The 21,462-nt window shown below is 51.9% G+C and carries 14 protein-coding genes; 8 read left to right on the top strand and 6 right to left on the bottom strand.

Features of this window, described 5'->3' with window-relative positions; translation table 11 throughout:
* The 6 genes from BTA51_RS22530 to BTA51_RS22505 all read right to left on the bottom strand — a co-directional run bounded on the left by BTA51_RS22530 (window position 1) and on the right by BTA51_RS22505 (window position 8,449).
* A complete protein-coding gene (locus tag BTA51_RS22530; protein ID WP_246841140.1) occupies window positions 1-675 on the bottom strand; it encodes a DUF3365 domain-containing protein in 675 nt (224 codons plus the stop codon).
* A gap of 142 nt (window positions 676-817) precedes the next feature.
* Entirely contained in the window at window positions 818-2,146 is a 1,329-nt protein-coding gene (locus BTA51_RS22525) for a cytochrome c3 family protein (RefSeq protein ID WP_094711340.1), read from the bottom strand.
* A 46-nt stretch (window positions 2,147-2,192) separates the two neighbouring features.
* Window positions 2,193-4,220, bottom strand: coding sequence for an FAD-dependent oxidoreductase (locus BTA51_RS22520; protein ID WP_094711339.1), 2,028 nt, complete (start codon window positions 4,218-4,220; stop codon window positions 2,193-2,195).
* Window positions 4,221-4,642: 422 nt separating this feature from the next.
* On the bottom strand, window positions 4,643-6,145 hold the full coding sequence (gene mqo, locus BTA51_RS22515; RefSeq protein WP_094711338.1) for a malate dehydrogenase (quinone): 1,503 nt from the start codon (window positions 6,143-6,145) through the stop codon (window positions 4,643-4,645).
* Window positions 6,146-6,524: 379 nt separating this feature from the next.
* Entirely contained in the window at window positions 6,525-7,787 is a 1,263-nt protein-coding gene (locus BTA51_RS22510; protein WP_246841139.1) for a flagellar assembly protein T N-terminal domain-containing protein, read from the bottom strand.
* Window positions 7,784-8,449: an LPP20 family lipoprotein gene (locus tag BTA51_RS22505; RefSeq protein ID WP_246841138.1), complete on the bottom strand. Its 666-nt coding sequence runs from the start codon at window positions 8,447-8,449 to the stop codon at window positions 7,784-7,786. The genes BTA51_RS22510 and BTA51_RS22505 overlap by 4 nt, the downstream gene beginning before the upstream one ends.
* A 307-nt stretch (window positions 8,450-8,756) precedes the next feature.
* On the opposite strand from BTA51_RS22505, the gene BTA51_RS22500 reads away from it, so the two are divergent.
* The 8 genes from BTA51_RS22500 (at window position 8,757) to BTA51_RS22465 (ending at window position 21,434) form a co-directional block, all read left to right on the top strand.
* Window positions 8,757-9,989, top strand: a complete 1,233-nt coding sequence (locus BTA51_RS22500; RefSeq protein WP_094711336.1) for a multifunctional CCA addition/repair protein — start codon at window positions 8,757-8,759, stop codon at window positions 9,987-9,989.
* A gap of 170 nt (window positions 9,990-10,159) precedes the next feature.
* Window positions 10,160-11,338 (top strand): acetyl-CoA C-acetyltransferase, encoded by a 1,179-nt coding sequence (locus BTA51_RS22495; protein ID WP_094711335.1) that lies wholly within the window; start codon window positions 10,160-10,162, stop codon window positions 11,336-11,338.
* A 189-nt stretch (window positions 11,339-11,527) separates the two neighbouring features.
* On the top strand, window positions 11,528-11,992 hold the full coding sequence (locus BTA51_RS22490; RefSeq protein WP_094711334.1) for a chemotaxis protein CheW: 465 nt from the start codon (window positions 11,528-11,530) through the stop codon (window positions 11,990-11,992).
* Window positions 11,973-13,679 carry a CheR family methyltransferase gene (locus tag BTA51_RS22485; protein ID WP_168188261.1) on the top strand — a complete coding sequence of 569 codons (1,707 nt, stop codon included), beginning with the start codon at window positions 11,973-11,975 and terminating at the stop codon, window positions 13,677-13,679. Before BTA51_RS22490 ends, BTA51_RS22485 begins: the two co-directional genes overlap by 20 nt.
* A 2-nt stretch (window positions 13,680-13,681) precedes the next feature.
* Window positions 13,682-14,287, top strand: coding sequence for a chemotaxis protein CheW (locus BTA51_RS22480; RefSeq protein WP_094711332.1), 606 nt, complete (start codon window positions 13,682-13,684; stop codon window positions 14,285-14,287).
* A 73-nt stretch (window positions 14,288-14,360) separates the two neighbouring features.
* The gene (locus BTA51_RS22475) at window positions 14,361-16,625 is read left to right on the top strand and encodes a response regulator (RefSeq protein WP_094711331.1); all 2,265 of its coding nucleotides are present in this window, start codon (window positions 14,361-14,363) and stop codon (window positions 16,623-16,625) included.
* 121 nt (window positions 16,626-16,746) lie between these two features.
* Window positions 16,747-17,772 carry a chemotaxis-specific protein-glutamate methyltransferase CheB gene (gene cheB / locus BTA51_RS22470; RefSeq protein WP_094711330.1) on the top strand — a complete coding sequence of 342 codons (1,026 nt, stop codon included), beginning with the start codon at window positions 16,747-16,749 and terminating at the stop codon, window positions 17,770-17,772.
* A 26-nt stretch (window positions 17,773-17,798) separates the two neighbouring features.
* The gene (locus BTA51_RS22465) at window positions 17,799-21,434 is read left to right on the top strand and encodes an EAL domain-containing protein (RefSeq protein WP_094711329.1); all 3,636 of its coding nucleotides are present in this window, start codon (window positions 17,799-17,801) and stop codon (window positions 21,432-21,434) included.
* Window positions 21,435-21,462: the final 28 nt, after the last annotated feature.

Below are 21,462 nucleotides of genomic sequence, written 5' to 3'. Positions count from 1 at the left end.
TTAGGATCCGACGGGCACCCTGATGACCACACCGCCCATCACATCGCCAATTTTGAAGTCGGTGCGCGGAGTATCCTTATGCTCATTGTGGCAGGATGCACAAACCGGAGCGACGGCAATGTCAGGATAGACAGCTGTAAAGTATTTCTGGCCACCGAGTTCCTCCTCGCTGTAGTAGTTCTGCCCCGGATTATCGGCGATAAACTTGAGCCCGGTTTTCTCCACTTCGGTTACCGGGGCATTCTGCTTGTTGATGGGCCACAGAGACTGTAACGAGTAGCTGAAATCATCTGTTTTTCCCGCCACCATTTCAGCTCCGAAACGGAACATCTGGGCAGGTAACGGCAGGGCTTTTTCATCCATGAAATGCTCACTCGCCTTGATAACCTTTTCTTCCTTGGCCAATCGGTTAACCACCTGCTTGGTATATACAGCCCGATCAGACTCCATAACTTTATGCAGCGCATCAGTAAACTGTTGTGGGGAGATACCCTGGGGTTCGCTTTCACACCCAGTCATCATCAATCCCGCCGTCACGGCCAACCCAAACACAGCGCCTTTGGTCCCGACATAAGACAAGTCCGCGATAGAAGACCAAGCCTTTACAGAAGACCGGCCCCATACAGATACTTTTTCCGATTTAGAATTTTTGGTTAGTAATTTCAGTTGTTTCATGTGTTTTTCCTCTCACCTTTTAGCGTTAACCCGACATGAATTGCCGAAAGCATTTCCACGCTCTGCTTTTTATGATTCCAGCCTTCTTGTGAGACTGTGTTTGGATTCATAAGATCCCGACAGGTAAAACATGTTGAAACGACTACTCTTCCCGGCGGCCCGTCGCCCAATCGATACTCTCCACATGCGCTGCCGGCTGCCCTTTGAAGTTGTTTCTGATCAGCTCAGGGTCTGCCAACGCATCCAGAGAAAAGGGGAATCCATGACAATCCATACAAACCGAGCGAATCATCTTTTCATTGGGACGAAGATTGTCATTCTGGTTGTGCATCACCTGTATTGCCTCACCACCGAGTCCGGCACTTTCAAGTCTGGGCATATGACAGGTGGCGCAACTTACCCCGGTACCAGGATCCGCCAGCCCCTGATGTTCCAGTTCGCGCAACGTTGCGTGAGGTGAATCCGGATAATTTCGTGAATGTTCATCGTTGTGACATCCCAGGCAACTTTCCACTGCGGCTTTCCAGGTATCGAACCGATGGGCGCCATGGCAAGTGGTACACGTAAGTTCAGTCTCCAGCGCATCTGTTTTGAAAGGTAACCGCCCCATGGCTGGAGTCATCGGAGAGAGTGGTAGATCCCCACTTCCAGCCAGACGCATACCATGTTTACCCTGCAGGAAAGTTTCGGCTTCCTGCTGATGGCAACTCTGGCAGGATTCGAGCCCCGGCTTATCCACCCAAGTGCTACCAGAAGACTGGTGACATCCGCTACAGTTAACCCCGGCAGCAGCATGAGAGGTCTGCAGCCAGTCATCCATTACTTCGGAACCTACATGTAAGGTTTGAGGTTTATCCGCTTCATTCAAGGTCAGGGGCCGGACCGCCCCTTTTTCTGCCACCACCTGCTCCAGCAGGTTACGCATGGGCTGGTGGGGATCCAGGCCAATGGCCGCTTGATCTGCATGCTTAACCAGAAAATCCTCATAGAGGGCCCGGTTATCGTGATAGTTATGACAGCCGGAGGTAAGACAGTCGGAGAACGGTACATTTTTATGGGTCGGACGATCCTCTCCGATATCCTCGTGACAGTAGAAACAGAAATCCTCCGGCAGTGTGACTCCCATCTCATGAGTTTCTTCATTGCGGTGTTCAATGTGGCAAGTAACACAGTACCGGGCGTCCAATACTTCTATTCGGGCCGCGTTACGTGGATCGGTAAATTTTGATTTCGGATGACTGTCATCAGCCCTTGCCAGTTCAGCACCATGGCAGTTCGTGCAAGCTTCCTGTATCAACTCAGCACCACCAAAGGGCTCCAGGTGACAACTTTCACAGGCCAGCTCGATTTGATGGTGACCGTCTGTGGTCTCACCGATCAGGTAACGGGCATTCTGTTCTTTGGTGAACAGACTCCACCCCCAGAAGACACCAAGCAAGATGCTGATCAGCCCCCAGCTCAACCACTTCATTTTGTGCGCTCGCTAATCATTATTTTGCTTCTCTTTCGTGCAACCATCAAAAGTAATAGACACTAAGAATATGGAACCCAAGCAATACAGGCAGAGGCCAGATGACCACCACATGCAGCCAGTACATCCACTCCCTTAATCGCTTGCCAGGTTTCCTTCCTATTCGGTGTTGCAAGGCAATCACGTAGGTGGTTAACGCTCCCAGAGCTGCAGCTGCCAAAAAATCCAGCATCAACCATTGATTCAGGTTGTAGCCAATCGCCAATCCGGTATGTATCACCAGTGCAGCCAATGCCAGCCCACCAAGAATCACATGAGCCAGGCGCCAATAATCGAATCCGCCGATGGCTCCCCTACCGGTTGAAAAGAAACGCACCCGTTTGCGCAGGGACAAAGCCAGACCAATAACCAGCAGCCCGAGTAAGGTAAAACCGGAGATTTGCTTGAACAGACCATCTCGCCAAAGAATATCCAGAGGCCAGACCTCCTGAACCGAATTGCGCACGCCAAAAGCAGGGTAGAACGACAAGAATAGCGCCAGTAACATGGCGGCAATCCCCCAACCGAGATGGGAACCTTTCGCTTTGATTGGCTCGATCCCGGCTGGTGAACCGACCATTTCCGCCAACAACGGTTTACAGCTACCACATACCGTAGACGCACCTGTGCAGGCTGCCAGTTGGTCCGTGGTGGAGGCTCCCTCCTCTATGGCAGCACTGAGCTTACCGCGGGAAACCGCCATGCACTGACACACCAGCGCATCTGCCGGCCACTGACTGACCCGGCTTTCTTCTGCGTCGCCCCATAACAGTCCTTTGCGCAAGAATGCGAAACGCTGCCAGGGCCACAGATAACGCCGGGTGGTCACGGCTTCCTGCAAACGATTTTTTTCAGGCCAATCCCCTACCGCCATGGCGGCTTCCAGCCGCCCTTCCCGAACGATTATCTTTCGGTAGTGCTGTTGATCGCTGTACACCAGTGCCCGCACCCGCGGTTGTCCTTCCAGTTTCTCCCACGGACCGATACTGGTAACGGGTATGCCGGCGACTTTCAGTTGGCTGGCCATCATGGAACCACGATAGACCGCCTCCTCTCCGTATATATGAGCGGCGGCCACGGCTGCCTGCTCCAATCCAGGAGCAACCAGGCCATACACATGCCCCTGATGTTCGGCACACTCCCCTATGGCATATATATCCGACTGGGAAGTCTGCATGACATCATTCACGCGTATCCCACGACCAACTTTTATCCAGGCAGACCGGGCCATTTCAATATTTGGGGTAATACCTGTCGCCAGCAGCACACTGTCACAGGGAATTTCGGTTCCGTCTCGAAGCCTGATGGAGGTCACTTGATGGTCACCACAGATTTCAGCGAGACCACTCCCCACCCTCACCCGGATACCAAGCAGCCGCAAATAATCGCTGACCCTTTCACCACCTCGTGAATCCAACTGACGGTTCATGACATGGGACGCCTGCTGCACAACTTCCACTTCAGTACCGTCCCGGGCCATGGCCTTGGCAGCTTCGAGGCCGAGCAATCCTCCACCGATCACCACCAGCCGACGGACTCTTGCACGCCTGGCCAACAGGGCTTCGGTATCGCTTAACGAGCGCAGAGAATAGACTCCACTGAGATTCACGCCGGGGACATTGGGAATAAAGGCTTTGGAACCTACGGCCAAAACCAGCTTGTGGTAGGCATGGATACGTCCATGTTGATCACGAATAGTCCGGGTATCAGGATCGATCGCCACGACCTGACATTGTTTGATCTGTACGACTTTGCTCATTGCCTCCGCCGGGAGGCTCATATTGATATCGCTCAGCCGAATGTCGCCGGCCAGCAGGCTGGAAAGTCTTACCCGGTTGTATGGATCCCAACGCTCTTCACCAAACAGCCAGATCGGCCGCTTCAACTCGTAACGCAACAACTCTTCCACACAGCGAAGACCCACAGGCCCCGCACCCACCACGATAACGGGATGCAGCTCCGAAGAAGCAACGGCTTCCGCAGAAGAAGGCTGATCGTCAGTCGATTCGGGCATGACAGCTGCCTCGCTGTGCATGGGCAAAAACTCCAAGATGGCTACCAATATTTTTAAGCTTTGGTAGGACTCAGGAGCAAAGTACTTGCCAACCTTAGCAACCTGCTGTTTTCCCTATAAATTTCATATTGTTATTTTTAGTCGCACAGAACTGGTGCAGCTTGCCGCAGCGGCTCGCACCAGAATTTGCCCTAATTTGGTATTTCATTTACCAGTTATAGCGTCAAAATGAATCACGGATTACCAGGATGATGTGCGGCCGCTTCAACAGGAGTTGGAGATACGTATAAAACGATCAACAAGCGGAACTACCGGTGGCAGTAGTAAGAGGAAGGAAGCGAAAGGAGAAAAGGGACAGAAGGGGGAAAGGGAAAGAAAGGTGAAATACGAAAAGCACCGAGCCAGTACCGGCTCGGTGCTTTAGGATGTGATCAAAAAAGAGATCAGGCAGAAGCCGTTTCAGCCGGCTTCAATCCCAGAGTCCCCAAAGTCCGCTGGCGAACCCTATCGGCAAGCTCAGCATCGTCAACCAGGGACTGACCATAGGAAGGTACCATCTCTTTCATCTTCGCCTGCCATTCTTCTGAGGCCATCCTGTCAGCAAAGCAGTTCTCAATGATATTGACCATGGTCTGTGCCGCCGTAGACGCACCTGGAGATGCACCGAGAAGCGCAGCGAGGGTAGAGTCTTTGGAAGAAACCACCTCGGTACCGAACTCCAGTTTGCCGCCATCTTTCGCACAGCGTTTAATGATCTGTACCCGCTGCCCGGCAACTGCCAGATGCCAATCTTCATCTTTGGCTTCGGGGAAGAAATTACGCAGCGAATTGACCCTGGCTTTCTGTGACTGGAACACTTCCTTGATCAGGTAACGGGTCAAATCCAGATTGTCCATGCCCGCCGACCAGATCGGTCCGAAATTGTCTCCTTTAAAGGAAGAAGGCAGGTCAAACACCGATCCATCCTTCAGGAAGCGGGTGGTAAATCCGGCAAATGGTCCGAACAACAAAGCAGGCTTGCCGTTGATAATCCGGGTATCCAGGTGAGGTACGGACATTGGGGGCGCTCCGATCGGGGCCTTACCGTATACCTTTGCATAATGCTGGCTGACAATCTCCGGCTTCTGGCACACCAGCCATTGACCACTGACAGGGAAACCACCGTAACCTTCGCCTTCTGGAATACCTGATTTCTGCAGTAACGGAAGCGCTCCGCCACCAGCGCCAAGAAAAACAAATTTGGCGTTGATGTACATGGATTCTTTGGTTTTACGGTCTTTCACTCTAACGTTCCAGCGTCCGTTAGGCTGTTGTGTCAGAGCTTTCACGGAATGGCTCAACATGAGCTCGAAGTCCGGTAGTGACTGGAGATGGCTGACCATATTTCGGGTCAGTGATCCGAAATCCACATCTGAACCATACTCTACTTTGGTCGCGGCCACTTTATGAGAGGTATCCCGCTGGCCCATTACCAATGGAACCCACTGTTTCACAACGTCAGGATCGTCGGTGAATTCCATATCCTTGAACAAATGATGCTTATGCATCATTTCGTAACGTTGCCGTAAAAATTGGATGTCATCCTCTCCCCACACAAAACTGAGGTGAGGAGCTCGGTTGATAAATTGGGTAGGCGTAGGTAGGGCCCCTTTTTCAACCAGGTAAGACCAGAATTGCAAAGACACTTCGAAAGCCGCATTGATCGATATGGCTTTGGAAATATCAATACTGCCGTCAGCAGTACGCGGGGTGTAGTTCAGTTCACAATAGGCGGCATGTCCGGTGCCGGCATTGTTCCATCCATCCGTGCTTTCGTGGGCGACATGGTCAAGTCGTTCGACCATGATGATTTTCAGGGACGGGTCCAGTTGCTTGAGCATCATTCCCAGGGTTGTGCTCATGACTCCGGCGCCGACAAGTAGTACATCAGCAGATTTTACAGTCATTCTGTTTTGCCTTTCACGAGAATCAGTTAGCTGAGGGTCATGTTTGGAACCCCAACGATAGACCTGTGCCACGATGATGTATGGCCCAGGCTGCCTGCCGGCTTAACGGTCATGTATAAGCCGCTCGAGATTTAGGTTCCGGATTATCTGTGTACCCGGTGGGTAGTGTCACCCGAGCCGATGTCACGGCCCTCCATCGAATTTGGCCCGCGCATTATACTTATATCTAATGCTGAATCCTAATTACCTTACGTTTATTACGTCTAGACAGACGATAGGAAGGGATGTTAATAGCGAGAATGGAGAAGAGAAATGGGACAGAGCCTCTGTATTGAATACCTTTTCGCACGTCCCAGAAAATACGACAACCTTTTATATATCACCAGCTTACAACAACATCATCGGCCTGGATATTAATACGGGTGGGGTCCAGACTAAGGTCCCCACTGGACATCTCCGGTTGAACCAGCCCAACCTGAAGAGCAAGTTTCATATCCGCCAAATGGGTTCCCTGAAACCGGGTACCATCGTATAACTGACGAGAGCGGTAGATCTGAAAGCGGTCTCCGGGCCGAATTCCTGAATTAGCACCGGCCTCAAACAGGATATTACGCCCCTCCACCCGGGTTATCCGGGTCATAAACGGCTGACAGGATAGATTGGCCTCAATATCCGCCGCCATGCTATGCAGAACATTGGCAACTTTTTTACCGTAATCCAGTTCCCGAAACTCCGCTGACAATAATGGGCGGTTCTGTTCCGGGTCCGCATCCCATTCACCGATGGTGCTGTAACGCTTTTCAAACATGATGGCACCGCTGAAACCGTCATGGATAAACAGATCCACCACAAATACCCTTTCCAGGTCACTGAGGGTCAGCCAACGGCTCACATTTTTAACAATTGAGCGGTTATAAGCATCCGGACTGCGCAGCGAGACATCCCTCACGACTCCCGAGACAATGAACTGAACACCAAGTTTCCGCGCTTCGTCCACCGCCTTGGTTAGAGTACGCTGCTCTGTTTCGTGGGTCGGTGCGTTAACCAGCTCCTGATACAGCTGAATATGGCTGGCCTGGCTCACCAGTAACCGGGGTGAATTCAATAACATGCCATTCAGCGCCGTGGGCAATTCACGATCGATATCATAAAGGCCACCAACACTGGCCTGAGTCTGATTTTCCAGGGCAAAACTGAGCAGGGCCACATGACGGCGATATTGGTTGGTCTGCATTCCTGCACATAATTCTGACTTCTGTGCCTGCATGTCCAGATCCAGCGTCAAGCGCAAGGTACCGTCAATAATTTCCTCAGATACCGGCACTATCCTGCTGGCATATGAATGACTTCTCACTTTGATGGTGGATTCAGTAAGAAGTCCCTGCTCCACGGTATCCTGGCTTGAAATAGACGCCCCGAACTGCAATGAAGCCTGGCTGATAGCATCCTGTTGAGCCGCCTTGCGTGCAGCGGCAACATCTCCGCCCCGAACCAGGGATTCCCCCGTGACACGCACCCATTCTGCCGAAGCCGGCTGGCCCACAAACAGGAGTATCGCCAATAGGCCGTTCAGAATGAGAGTATGAGCTGTTTTAAAGTGCATCAACGTCATTGCATTCACCGCAGATCTGAGAAGGATCATTCCTTCATGGTCTCGCCGCTTTCACTATTGCCAGACTGGCTGCCATTTTTATTTTCAGGCTGACTACCGATGTAGTACATACTGCTGGTTCCAGTGGCAGGGGCCTCCATGCTGGCATGGATTTCCGGATCACCGTGAGGCAACGGCATGCGGCATTCTTCTGTATAGCGGAAGTAGTTCACATTGGTAAGACACTGTCGGAACCTGGGCTCCAGAACCACTTCCAGGACTGTTTCAAAACCACCGCCCTTCATTTCTGAAATACTCATGACCCGAGCTCCCCGGATCACACTGTCCACCATGGTTTTGAATTCATCATGCTGCAGCACCAGTGCCTGGACAGATGAAGAACCATAGATCACAGTGCCATAGATTCGCTCCGCCAATGCCCGATAGGCATCGAGTTTGGACGCTCGCATTGCCAGCAATCTCATGCGTTGAGACGACGCATGCTTGGGGTCTTCATAGGTACCATACCCGGACACCCGGATCACGATCGGATCGTAGTCCTGCATGGCAGACTGTTGCCCATTGGCATTCTGGTTCTGAACAGGGGCCTGACAGGCTGCCAGAACGACTGAAACAGCCACCAGCGCCAACCAGCCAATCCCCGGACTGAGACGGAAATCATGGTTACGGTCAGAGGTTTTTGAAATCGTCACGTGCATTTACCTTTATTTATGGAACGTGCATTTGCCTTTTATGGAAGAAGGAGAGCAACGTTGCTACCTATTCTCTTTTGCCACCCTGCTCATCATTCACCGCCCTATTAACACCTATAACCAAACATAGGACATAGGTGAAGGCATGAGTGAGGACAGTGGCCCGGCACAATTTTGCCGCAATTGTGCGATGTCACGGTTTTATACAAGCAATGAAATTTTCGTGCCATAACAGCATCGGTCATGCCTTGTGGACGATCCACAAGCCGGGTAATCTAGCCGGTCAATATTCAGAATCAGGAAGTTTATGCAACGTTATCTGGTCGGTGGTGCAGTCAGGGACCAACTACTCGGTATCCCCAGCAAAGACCGGGACTGGGTAGTCGTAGGAGCTACCCCCGAGGAAATGCTGGCCCAGGGTTATCAGCAGGTCGGCGCAGATTTTCCGGTGTTTCTGCACCCGGAAACCAAGGAAGAGCATGCACTTGCAAGAACCGAGCGCAAGAGCGGCCGAGGCTATACCGGGTTCATCTGTGACTTTGCGCCGGATATTACCCTGGAGGAAGACCTGAAACGACGGGATCTCACCATTAATGCGATCGCTATGGACGAATCCGGCGAACTGGTGGATCCATATAATGGCGCAGAAGACCTGAAAAATCGGGTGCTGCGCCATGTCTCTGACGCATTTGCAGAGGATCCCCTGCGGGTGTTGAGAGTAGCCAGATTTGCAGCCCGCTTTCATCGCCTGGGGTTTGAAATCGCACCGGAAACGCTGCACCTCATGTCCACCATTGCTGCCTCCGGTGAGCTGGAAGCCCTGACCGCAGAGAGAGTATGGCAGGAAACCCAACGGGCATTGGGAGAAAAGTCGCCCTGGATTTTTATCAATGTCCTCCACGACACCCAAGCATTGGGACCTCTATTCCCGGAACTGGAAAGCTTATTCGGTGTTCCCCAGGAGGAGAAGTATCATCCCGAGGTGGATACCGGTATCCATCTCCTGCTTTGCCTGCAGGAAGCGGCAAAACTGAATGTCGACACGGACACCCGGTTCGCCGTGCTATGTCACGATATCGGCAAAGGGCTGACCCCGAAGGAAGAGCTACCCCGACATATCAACCATGGTGCCAACGGCTTACCGACCATCAGGGCATTGTGCGATAGACTGAAAACGTCCAAATCGGCCAAAGAGCTCGCTCTGCTGGTGGCCGAATGCCATACCGAATGTCATAAGGTACTGACACTAGAGCCGGTGTCTGTCGTGAAGCTGCTGGACCGCTGTGACGCCTGGCGCCGGCCTGAACGATTCAATCTATTTTTGCTGGCTTGTGAAGCTGATGCCCGTGGCCGCCCCGGATGGGAAACCCTCCCCTATCCCCAGGCAGACTTCCTGCGGTTGGCATTGGCTGCCTGCAAGAACATCAGCCCCAAGACCCTTGTCGAAAAAGGTTTTAAGGGTACAAAGCTCAGGGAACAATTGGACATGCTGCGAATCGACGCAGTCACACAGATAGACAAGGCGTCTCTGGAATCATAGGGGCGATCAGATATTGAGACAGAATTTCCAACTTTGACAGAGCGACAGGGGCAATTGGCGCTCAAGCATCGCAACAAGCGGTAAAATGGAACGCCAACGACCCCTTAATACGACGATAAAAATAATAACAATACACATTTTGCACACATCCAAATAAGGAGAGGCACATCATGAAAAAAGTGGTTATCGCAGCCGCCACACGAACCCCTATAGGAGCTTTCGGCGGAGCACTTTCCACAGTCAGCGCAGACACCTTGGGCAGTATCGTCATACAACACCTTTTGGAACAAACCGGCGTGGCCCCCACCCAAGTGGACGAAGTTCTATTGGGCCAGGTGTTGACGGCCGGAAGCGGGCAGAATCCTGCCAGACAGGCCGCCATCAGGGCTGGTCTGCCCAACGGAGTCCCGGCCATGACCATTAACAAAGTCTGTGGTTCCGGACTCAAAGCCGTTCATCTGGGGGCACAGGCGATTGCGTTAGGTGATGCGGATATCGTCATCGCCGGCGGCCAGGAAAACATGAGTCAGGCTCCTCATGTACTGCCCAACTCCCGCGGCGGTCAGCGCATGGGCAACTGGGAACTCGTGGATACCATGATCAAAGACGGCCTATGGGATGCTTTTAACGACTACCACATGGGAATCACGGCGGAAAACATTGTTGCCAAATACGACATCAGCCGGGAAGAACAGGACGCCTTTGCCGCTGCATCACAGCAGAAAGCCGAAGCGGCTCAGGTGGCCGGTCGTTTCGCCGACGAGATCACGCCAGTCAGTGTCCCGCAGCGTAAAGGGGATCCTCTCATTGTCGAGCAGGATGAAAATCCCCGTCACGGGACAACCGCTGACGCACTTTCCAAACTTCGTCCGGCATTCAAAAAGGATGGCTCTGTCACCGCGGGCAATGCTTCAGCCCTGAATGATGGGGCAGCAGCTGTTCTTCTGTGCAGCGAAGAAAAAGCCAAAGAGCTGGGCTTGACCCCGCTGGCCACTATCGCAGCCTACGCCAACGCCGGCGTAGACCCATCGATCATGGGAACTGGTCCGGTCCCTGCTACGCGTCGCTGCCTGGAAAAAGCCGGCTGGAGTGTCGACGACCTTGACCTGGTGGAAGCCAATGAAGCCTTTGCCGCGCAATCGATTGCCGTCAATCGTGATCTGGGCTGGAACACAGAAATTGTCAACGTCAATGGCGGGGCAATTGCGCTGGGTCACCCTATTGGCGCTTCAGGCTGCCGAGTGTTAGTAACCTTGCTGCATGAGTTGATCAAGCGGGATGCCCGCAAAGGGTTGGCGACCCTATGTATTGGTGGCGGAATGGGAGTTGCCCTGGCCATCGAACGCTGATCCCTACAGGCCCCGTTTCTCAACGGGGCCGGTTTCTTCTCTGCATCTTTCCGATGCCTGCTCTCCCCTTTTGATACCCACTCAGCCCCTTTTACAAACTGTAACTTCATAAGTTCATTTGCACCTCCACTCCGTTTGTACAAAAGACAGCATGGGGGCTATGCTTAAACTGATCTGAGGAGATATGCCATGCAGGAAGTCACGGAAGTTCAACTGCTGCGCTTTAGTCTCGATGAGCAAAGCTATGCAATTGAGCTGGACAGTATCAGGAAGGTACTACGGACTGTTGCGATTTGTCCTATACCACAGGCACCGCATGCTATTTGCGGGGTCATCAATGTGCAGGGAAAACTCCTGCCAGTGGTAGACTTACGCCAAAAATTCGGCCTCCCGCCCCGCCCGCCACATATTGAAGACCGTCTCATATGGGCTTCCTGCACAAGGCTTGATTTGCTTCTTCTGGTAGACAGCGTTGACGATGTGTTCTGTACAACGGTATCAGAATCCATCGCTAACGGAATTCTGCCATCTCCTTCTGCCATGCTAAAAGGCATTGCTTCGTTACCCGATGGCATATTACTGATTCATGATGTCTCTGCTTTGCTGAATCTGAATGAGCAAAAGGAGCTTAGGGATGCCATGCCTGACCACTAGTGGACACAGGAAATCAGAAGTTTCCAGAGTCAAACAGAAGCTGATTCAGCAGAAGATTGAGTCTTTGTGGGGACTCCACTTTCCCTTGGACAGATGGAGTGAACTCAGATGCCATCTGAGCCAGGCCGCCATGAGCGCAGGTTGTGAAAATGACAGCCAACTCATTCGGGAATTGTTGAAAAAACATCCTTCCCCCCACATCCTCCATCACCTTTCCCAGGAATTAACCATCGGCGAAACCTATTTTTTTCGGGACCCTGAATTCTGGCTGCACTTTGGTTCAAACTTTCTACCGGAGCTCGTTGCCGAGCGACGTCAGCAAGGCAGGAGACGACTAAGGTTCTGGAGTGCCGGGTGTTGCAGTGGAGAGGAAGCCTATACATTGGCTTTCCTGTTACATCAACTCATTCCCGATGCCGATCAATGGGATATTCGGATACTCGCAACCGATATTGATGCCAAGTCCCTGTCTAAGGGCCAACGGGGAGAATACAGCTCCTGGTCTTTCAGACAGACCAACCCCAGTTGGCGAAACAGATATTTCACGCCATTGACCGGCAAACGACATTGGAAGATAAAACCCGAGTTCACTCGGTGGGTTCAGTTCAGTCAATTCAACCTGATTGATGTAGAACGCTCCGGAAAACCTGATGTATTGGCGCCAACAGATGCAGAGTTTGACGCTATTCTGTGCCGCAATGTCCTCATGTATTTCAGTACTGAGCAGGCCAGCAATACTTTGCTGAATCTGTTGAAACGTCTGTCTGGAAATGGCGTTCTGTTGCTTTCTGCCGCTGAAAGCCTGATATGCCAGAATGCGGGAGTGGCATTGGATCACTGGCCGAGTTCCGTCGTCTTAAAGCAAACGCCCTTCGACCTTTACCAAGCAATGCCCCTGCCTCCGGATGACAGTGCCTGGACATCCTCTTCCGGAGAAATACAGGGGTTTGAGGCTGAACCTGCCCACTTATCGAATACTCCTCATTCTCTTCACTTTTCTGACTCATCTCACGTTTCTGACTCTTCTGGCTTTCCTGACTCCTCTGGCTTCCCCGAGTCTTCTGGTTTATCCGGCTTTTCTGATTTGGCTGAGCAGGCTCGAGAAAATTCTCAGGAAGAGCGCTGGTCGCCCGACACGCAACACTCTGCGGAACCGGACATCAGTCATCCTCTTGAATCACCTGGAACCGATTTTATAGTCGAAGCCAACAGGCTGTTCGTAGAGGGCGCCTACGCAGATTGCCTGGAGATTATCAAAAACCGGCCACCACATTCTCTCAGCCCGGGACAACGGATTCAATGCGGATTACTGAATGCACGCTGTCACGCCAATTTGAATCAACTGCTGCAAGCTGAAGAGTGGGCACGGGCAGTCATTGAATTGAACCGTCTGGAGCCGGCCCCCTATTGGATTCTAGCGACAGTCGACATTGAAAGAGAACAACCACACAGAGCCCTCAAATGGTTGGGCAATATGCTCTATTTACAGCCTGATTTTATTCTTGCCCATTATTTCACAGGACTTCTGAACCTGAGGTTGCAGCAGCCGAAAGAAGCCAAAAAGCATCTTAGAAATTGCCGGGAACTTTTGCTGCAATGGTCTCCTGAAGCACCAATCCCGGAGGGTGACGGACTGACAGTCAGTGACCTGAATACATTGATTGCTGAAACGTTAAGGGAGCTTTAGACATGTCATCAGTCTCCGGGGCCATTGACTGGGAAGCTCTCAAGCAGCAGCTGAGGCATAGCCAACACGTGCTTAGCGAAGAGTTCAGCCCGTCGCCGGAAATGACAAACCGGCTCTTAAAAGAGCGTGCCAAAACGCTCGCCACCGTGCAGGAAGATCTTCAGGAGCGAACCAGCAAAGATTGGCTTTTATTCCTGATTGCAGGAGAGGTATACGCCGTCCCCCCGGAATACGTGGTTACGGTAATACCCGCCAGGCAGATTGCCCCGATTCCCTGCACGCCGTCTCATATTATGGGCGTGGTCAGTTACATGGGCAGAATGGTTTCCATCGTCGACCTGAGGGTGTTGTTCAAACTTCCCCAAAAAGGCCTCACCGACCGTAACAGCCTGCTGATCATTGCAGAGGAAACCATGGAATTCGGACTGCTCACAGACCAGGTTATCGGCATGCACGCCATATACGAGAACGACATTTTACCGACGCCGGAATATCTGGGCGGCCCCCAAAGTGACTACCTTTACGGCATAACGTCGTCGCAATATGCCGTTCTTGATGCGGCCAGACTACTGGCCGACCCAAAATTGATTGTGAACGCACTGGGTTGAGGAAGGTTGTATGGCAAAAATTCTCAATATTGATTAAGCCAACGTGTAACACCAATGATTATCGGTCTCAGCTATGGGAAAGTATAACGAAAGTCTTCGCAAACGCCTGCTGGTCGCTTTTACTGCGGAGGCAGGGGAGCGCCTTGGTAACCTGGCCGATCGTCTTGCAATGGCAACCCCACCTGTCGACCCGGCATTGCTGGAAACCGTTTATCGTGAGATTCACAGTCTCAAAGGAGCTTCCCGCGCTGTCGCACTGGGAGACGTGGAAATCCTGTGTCAGGCCTGGGAAAGCCTGTTTGCCCGGATCAGGAAAAACCAACAGGAGTTTAATCAGCAGCACCTGGAGCTATGCAGACAAGCCGAAAAAATGTTGCATCACTTGATCAAACATCCGGATGCCAAAGCGCCGGACTCTTTACCAATGCTTTGCATCCAACTGGAGTCGGACAGCCTGGCAACAGGCGAACCGGACGCCAGCGCAACGTTTCCACAAGAAGAAGCCGCGTCAGATTCCGCTCAGGTATTGGAGGACTCGACTTCACCATTGCCCCCCATTGGTCCGGTCAACTCCAAGCGGCGCTTGAAGGTAGACGTTACAAGCCTGGACACTCTGCTGTTTCATATTGAAGACCTCCAACAATCCAAACTTGAAGCGGTCCAAACACACTCCCATGCAGAAGAGGCCGCCAATAATTTCACTGAGTGGCACAGACATCGTCACAACATTGCGATTGCCTGTCGTCAGATCAGGCAGCAGTCAGAGCATTTAAAACAGGCAATCCCCGACGAGCAGCAAACGCTTCTGGAATTCAGCGATTGGGTCATTGACTACCTTGGGCAATGGGAATATCGCCTGAGCATACTGGCCCGAAATGCTGAACAGGTTGCCAGGAACATTGCCACGGCCAGTGAAGCTCTGCATCTGGAAATGCAGAATGTCTTGCTGCTCCCCTGCAATGTTCTGCTGGAAGGTATTCCAGTCATGGCCAAGGAGATTGCCCAGGCATCGGGCAAGCAGATTAACCTGACAGTTGAAGGGGATTCGCTGACGGTGGACAAACGTATTCTGGATGAACTGAAGATTCCATTGCAGCATCTGATCCGGAATGCAATTGATCATGGCATTGAGCCTCCATCTGAAAGACTGGTCGCAGGTAAATCGGCCGCAGGAATATTGTCGATTGATTTTTCCCAGGATGACGCATCCAGATTTGTGATCACCATCAGTGACGATGGACGGGGACTGAATGCGGATAAGATCAGGAACAAAGCCGTCGAACAGAAAATTCTCAATGAAGAGGATGCTTCAGACCTGAGCGATCAGGAAATTTATCACCAGATATTCAATTCGGGATTATCCACCAGTTCCATGATTACTGACATTTCGGGGCGCGGACTGGGTCTGGCCATTGTTCGTGACAATATTGAACAGATCGGCGGACAGGTGCAGCTGGAGAGCACTCCCGGCCAGGGAACATCCTTCAGCATGCGCTTACCGGTAAGTATGGCGACTTTCCGTGCCCTATTGGTCAAGGTGGATGAATTCATCATGGCGATTCCGGCACAAGCGGTTATTCGAGCGATGCGTTTACCGCTGGAGTCAGTCAGAACCATTGAAAACAGGATGACCGTCACCGTCGCCGACAGAGTGCTTCCTGTCTGGAGGCTTGCCGAAATACTGCAGCTGGACGGCGAAACGGAAAGAAGAATTTCAGGCACCAGGTTGCAGACCGTGCAACTCTACGCCGCCGGCAAAGACTTCTGTCTGCAGGTGGACGAAATCATTGATGACACAGAAATCATCCTGAAATCACTGGGGCCACAACTGATCCGCGTTCCCAATATTCTGGGCGCCACACAACTAGGGGACGGCAGGGTCATACCTGTACTCAATCCCCAGGATTTATATCAAACGGCCTGTGCCACAGCCCACTCCTCCATAACAATGTACTCAGAGGAAGCCCCCGGACAACGATCAAAGATCCTGGTGGCAGAGGATTCCATCACCTCGCGAGGCCTGCTGAAAACCATTCTTGAAAACGCAGGGTACGAGGTGACGACAGCCAATGATGGGATGGAAGCCTGGAGCATGTTAAGACAATCCGATTTTGACCTGCTGGTCTCGGATATCGAAATGCCCCATATGGATGGATTCACGCTCACCGACAAAGTCCGCAGGTATCGATCATTATCCAGCCTGCCTGTGGTTCTGGTCACCGCTCTGCAAAGTCCGGAAGACCAGGAACGCGGACTCGATGTGGGCGCTAACGCGTATATCGTAAAAAGCAGTTTTGACCAGGTGAACCTGCTCAATACCATCAGACAGCTGCTGTAGAAACGCCGGACAATTGTTGCAGTTTCGTCGGATAACGGTTGTAGATACATCAGGCAACTGTTTTAGAAAATAGCGAGGATATGACCGTGAGCGGGAAAAGGAATCGACCAGAGGTCACTCTATGAAGGTACTCATCGTGGATGATTCATCCGTCGTCCGGGAACTATTACGGCATATCATTGAAGCAGCCGGGATGACGGTTGTCGGAGAGGCTGAGAATGGGCATCAGGCGGTGGAAATGGCGATGCTTTTCCACCCCAATGTCATCACCATGGATATTGATATGCCGGAAATGGATGGCTGCGAAGCATCTTGCCTGATCATGGAAAACCAACCTATACCCATTGTCGTCGTGACTGCCAGCTACAGCTATCACGATACAGCTTTGGCCATGAAGGTTCTCGAAGCCGGAGCCATCACCGTGCTCCAAAAACCACAGGGCCCCGGGCATCCGAACTTTGAAAAGGATGCGGCAGCACTGATCAGTACCATACGGGTCATCAGCGATATCAAACTGATACGCAGAACGCCCAGGCAACCATTGATAAAGGCTACCCCCAACCTGCTGAGTCGACAGAAACCGGAAATCATTGTGATCGGGGCTTCAACAGGAGGCCCGGTAGCGCTCAAGTTACTGTTGATGCATCTGACTCCGCCGGTCCCGGTTCCCATTCTGGTCGTACAACATATTTCACAGGGTTTTCTGAGCAGTTTTTGTGAATGGCTGGCAAATACCACCGGTTTTCCAGTTCAGATTGGTGAATTCGGAAGACTGGCCGAACCCGGCCATGTTTATCTGGCACCGGATAATTGTCATATGGAAATAGACAGTGACGGCCATATTCGCTTGTCAAACGGCCCGCCGCTGCGTCACAACCGACCGTCGATAGGGCACCTGTTCGAGAGCGTGGCGAAGCATTTCAAGCATCGTACAGTGGCCGTTTTACTCTCCGGCATGGGGCAGGACGGCGCGCAGGAAATGTCTCAACTGCATTCCATCGGCGCACTAACCCTGGCGCAGGACGAGGCAACTGCCGTGGTCAACGGTATGCCCGGAGAAGCGGTCCGACTTGGCGCTGTCTCGCAAGTGGCACCGCCACAAAAGCTTGCCGAAATTATTAACAGGGTGTTTGCCTCTTGCAGGTAATACGCGATCAACGGTAGGGAGGAGTTATGTTAAAGAATACCGAGATCCTGATCGTAGAGGATAGTCTGACTCAGGCATTACAACTGCAGGCTTTGCTTGAGGAGAATCATGCCAGCGTTGTGGTGGCCAGTAATGGTGAAGAAGCTTTAAAGCTGGTGTCCGATCACCCTCCCACTTTGATTATCAGCGATATCATGATGCCCAAAATGGATGGTTACACCCTTTGCAAGCATCTGAAAAACAACCCGGAGACAGAAGCAATTCCGGTCATTCTCGTCACCACGCTAACGGATCCTCAGGACGTCATACAAGGGCTGCTCTGCGGTGCGGATAACTTCATTCGCAAGCCTTATGACGAAGAGTATCTGATGTCCCGTATCCAATATTTCATGGCCAATATCCGGCACCGGGAACATGACCGGGTCAAAATGGGCGTAGAAGTGATACTGGGAGGCAAACGCCATTTTATTACGTCTGCCCGCCAGCAAATTCTCGACCTTTTGATTTCCACATACGAAGAAGGCATTCGCCTGAACCGTGAATTAAAGTCCAAACATCAGCAGCTGACCCGTTCCAATACACTGATCAACAGTCTGTTTCATTTTACGGCAGATCTAAGCGGCGCGACCAATGAACATGAGATCATTGAACGAGCCCTGTCCCAGGTCAAAGAGTTCCCCGATGCCGATTCCGTATGGCTTTTGATGCCCGACGACATTGACTGGAATAACCCGTGGAGATTGATGGGATTCAAGGGTCCCCAGGTGAACAAAGATACTCTTGCACGCTGTCATCCACAGTGCCCCTGCACCCACGCGATGCATAGCGACCAACTATCCGAAGCCATCAATATACAAGGCTGCCCGGCGCTGGATGGAGTATCCGAACAGCAGGCCCATGCCACCATTCCTTTGAAGCTCGGCAATGAAATCATCGGCATACTCAATGTGACCAACGAGACTGGAGAACCCTGGGACAGCGAATCCATGAAACCTCTGATCTCCATCGGTCACCAGTTCTCGGTCGCACTGGGCAGGGCTCGTTTATATGACAGTCTGGAGGCTCTGGTTGAACAAAGGACCTCAGCGTTAGTGGCCGAGATGGAGGAAAAAGAATCTGCGCAAAATGCGCTTACGCGTAGTGAAGCGCTTTTACGTACGATTCTGGAAACCCTGCCCGTTGGTGTATGCGTTGCACAGTCCAATGGGGAAATATTGCTTTATAACAATGAAATGGAGCATTTGTGGGAACGGCATGACTTCACAACGATCCATTCCCTGACCAATAAGGACTGCTGGTGGGAAAGCACCGGCAAATCCCTGGTTCCCGATGAATGGCCCCTGGTCGAGACACTGGAAGACGGGCATCCCTCACTAAACAAGGTTATTGGCGTTCGATCTGAGAACGAGGAGCCGAACCGAACACTGTTAGTCTCAGCAGTGCCGCTGCTGGATAACAACAAGCAACAGTCTGGTGTCATCGGGGTCTTTCAGGACATATCCATGCAACGCCAGGTGGAGCAGGAACTGATTCTGCGTACCCGGGCAGTGGAAGCCAGTATCAATGCGGTTGTGATTACCGATACAAGTTTGCCGGACAACCCCATAGTCTATGTGAATCCCGCCTTTGAACGTATTACCGGTTATCGAAAAGAAGAAGCCTTGGGTAAGAACTGTCGCTTTCTGCAGAATGATGACCGTAATCAACTCGGCATTGCCAGCATCAGACGCGCCATTGACTCAGGAGATAAGGGCGGCGCCCTGCTTCGCAATTATCGCAAGGACGGTTCCCTGTTCTGGAATGATCTGCAGATCGCCCCGGTAAGGGACCAGGCCGGTAATATCAGTCATTATGTTGGCGTGGTCAATGACGTCACCGAAACCAAGCGTTATCAGGAACAATTGGAATACAAATCCAACTACGACGAAGTCACCGGATTGCCGAATCGCAACCTGCTGATGGATCGAATCCAGAGAGCCATCGCGAATGCCGCCCGGCACAAGAATGGCTTTGCCCTGGCGGTCATTGATCTGGATAACTTCAAACTGGTGAATGACACCTTGGGTCATGACATTGGTGATCGCCTGCTGAAAAACATCGTCAGCATTTTCAAATCCTGCGTCCGGACTGCGGATACCCTGGCCCGACTGGGAGGAGATGAATTTGTCCTGCTCCTGAATGAGGAAAGTGATCTTGATAGCATTACCACTGTGTTGCAACGAATTCTGCTGCGTGTGGCGCAGCCTCAAATTCTGGACAACAAGGAACATGTCATCACCACCAGTATCGGGTTCTGCATGTACCCTTCAGACGGACAGGATGCGACAGCTCTACTTAAGAATGCAGATACAGCCATGTATCAGGCAAAGAACCGGGGCAAGAACCGGATTTGCAGCTTCACCAAAGACATGAATGCATCGATCCAGAAGCGCATGTCCCTGGAGCGTTTCCTGAGACAGGGAATAGAGCAGAATGAGTTAATGCTTTATTACCAGCCACAACTGAGTCCTGCCAGCCGACGTACTGCCGGATTGGAAGCTCTGGTGCGGTGGCAAAGGGATGACAGGATTATTTCGCCCCTGGAGTTTATACCCATCGCAGAGGAGACCGGGCTGATTTTGCAAATTGATGCCTGGGTATTACGAACAGCCTGCCAGCAGGCTATCAGCTGGCGCGAACAGAATCTGCCGCCGATCACGGTCTCCGTCAATCTGTCTTCCAGGCAGTTTCAGGATGCCAACTGTGTTCCTCTGATCAAACAGATATTTGAAGAAACCTCCATGGATCCGAGTCTCCTGAAAATTGAGATTACCGAAAGCATGGTCATGGCCAACGTGGACCAGGCCATCAAGACCATGAAACAGATCAAGGATATGGGCATCAAGCTTTCCATGGACGATTTCGGTACCGGATACTCTTCCCTGGGCTACCTCAAGCGTTTTCCATTTGACCAGATCAAGATAGACAAGAGTTTTGTCGAGCAGGTGACCTCCGACCCGCAGAGTGCCGCCATTGTTAAAGCCGTAATCTCCCTCAGTAAAACATTGGGGATGCAGATTGTGGCCGAAGGAGTGGAAACACCAGAGCAATACAACTTTCTGGTTCGTACCGGCTGTGACCTGATACAGGGCTATTTTTACTCACCTCCTCTGCCGGTGGAGGCCTGTAAACACTTTGTTCTTGAAGACCAGCCCTGGGGCACCAGCGAGGAGAGCGTCCTGGCACAACCGGAATCCCGCACCTTGCTGGTTATCGATGACGATATCAACATTCTGCGCTCGATCAAGCGGGAGCTGCGCTATGAGCCTTATCAGATTTTAACCGCCGACAATCCTACGGATGCCTTTGCATTGCTGGCGAAGCACGATGTAAAAGTGGTAATGGCAGATCAGCGAATGGGCGAAATGAACGGAACGGAGTTCCTGCGTCGAGTGAAAGACATTCACCCGGAGGCGGTCAGGATCGTCATGAGTGGTTACACCGATCTCAATACGGTTTTGGGCGCTATCAATGAAGGCTCCATATTCCGGTTTATCTGCAAACCCTGGGAGCCGGAACACCTGAGAGAGAACATGAAACAGGCTTTCCGTGAACACGACCTGGTCAGGGAAAATCAACAATTACGTCAGCAATTGGCCCAACTATCCGGGAACAACGGGTAACCAGAGAATCAGGGAACAACCTGATATG

Origin of the sequence: Hahella sp. CCB-MM4 (assembly GCF_002260525.1) — a bacterium.
In the GTDB taxonomy this organism is placed as follows: Bacteria; Pseudomonadota; Gammaproteobacteria; order Pseudomonadales; family Oleiphilaceae; genus Hahella.
Note: the sequence above shows the minus strand (reverse complement) of the source record. Positions and strands in the feature narration are given on the sequence as shown.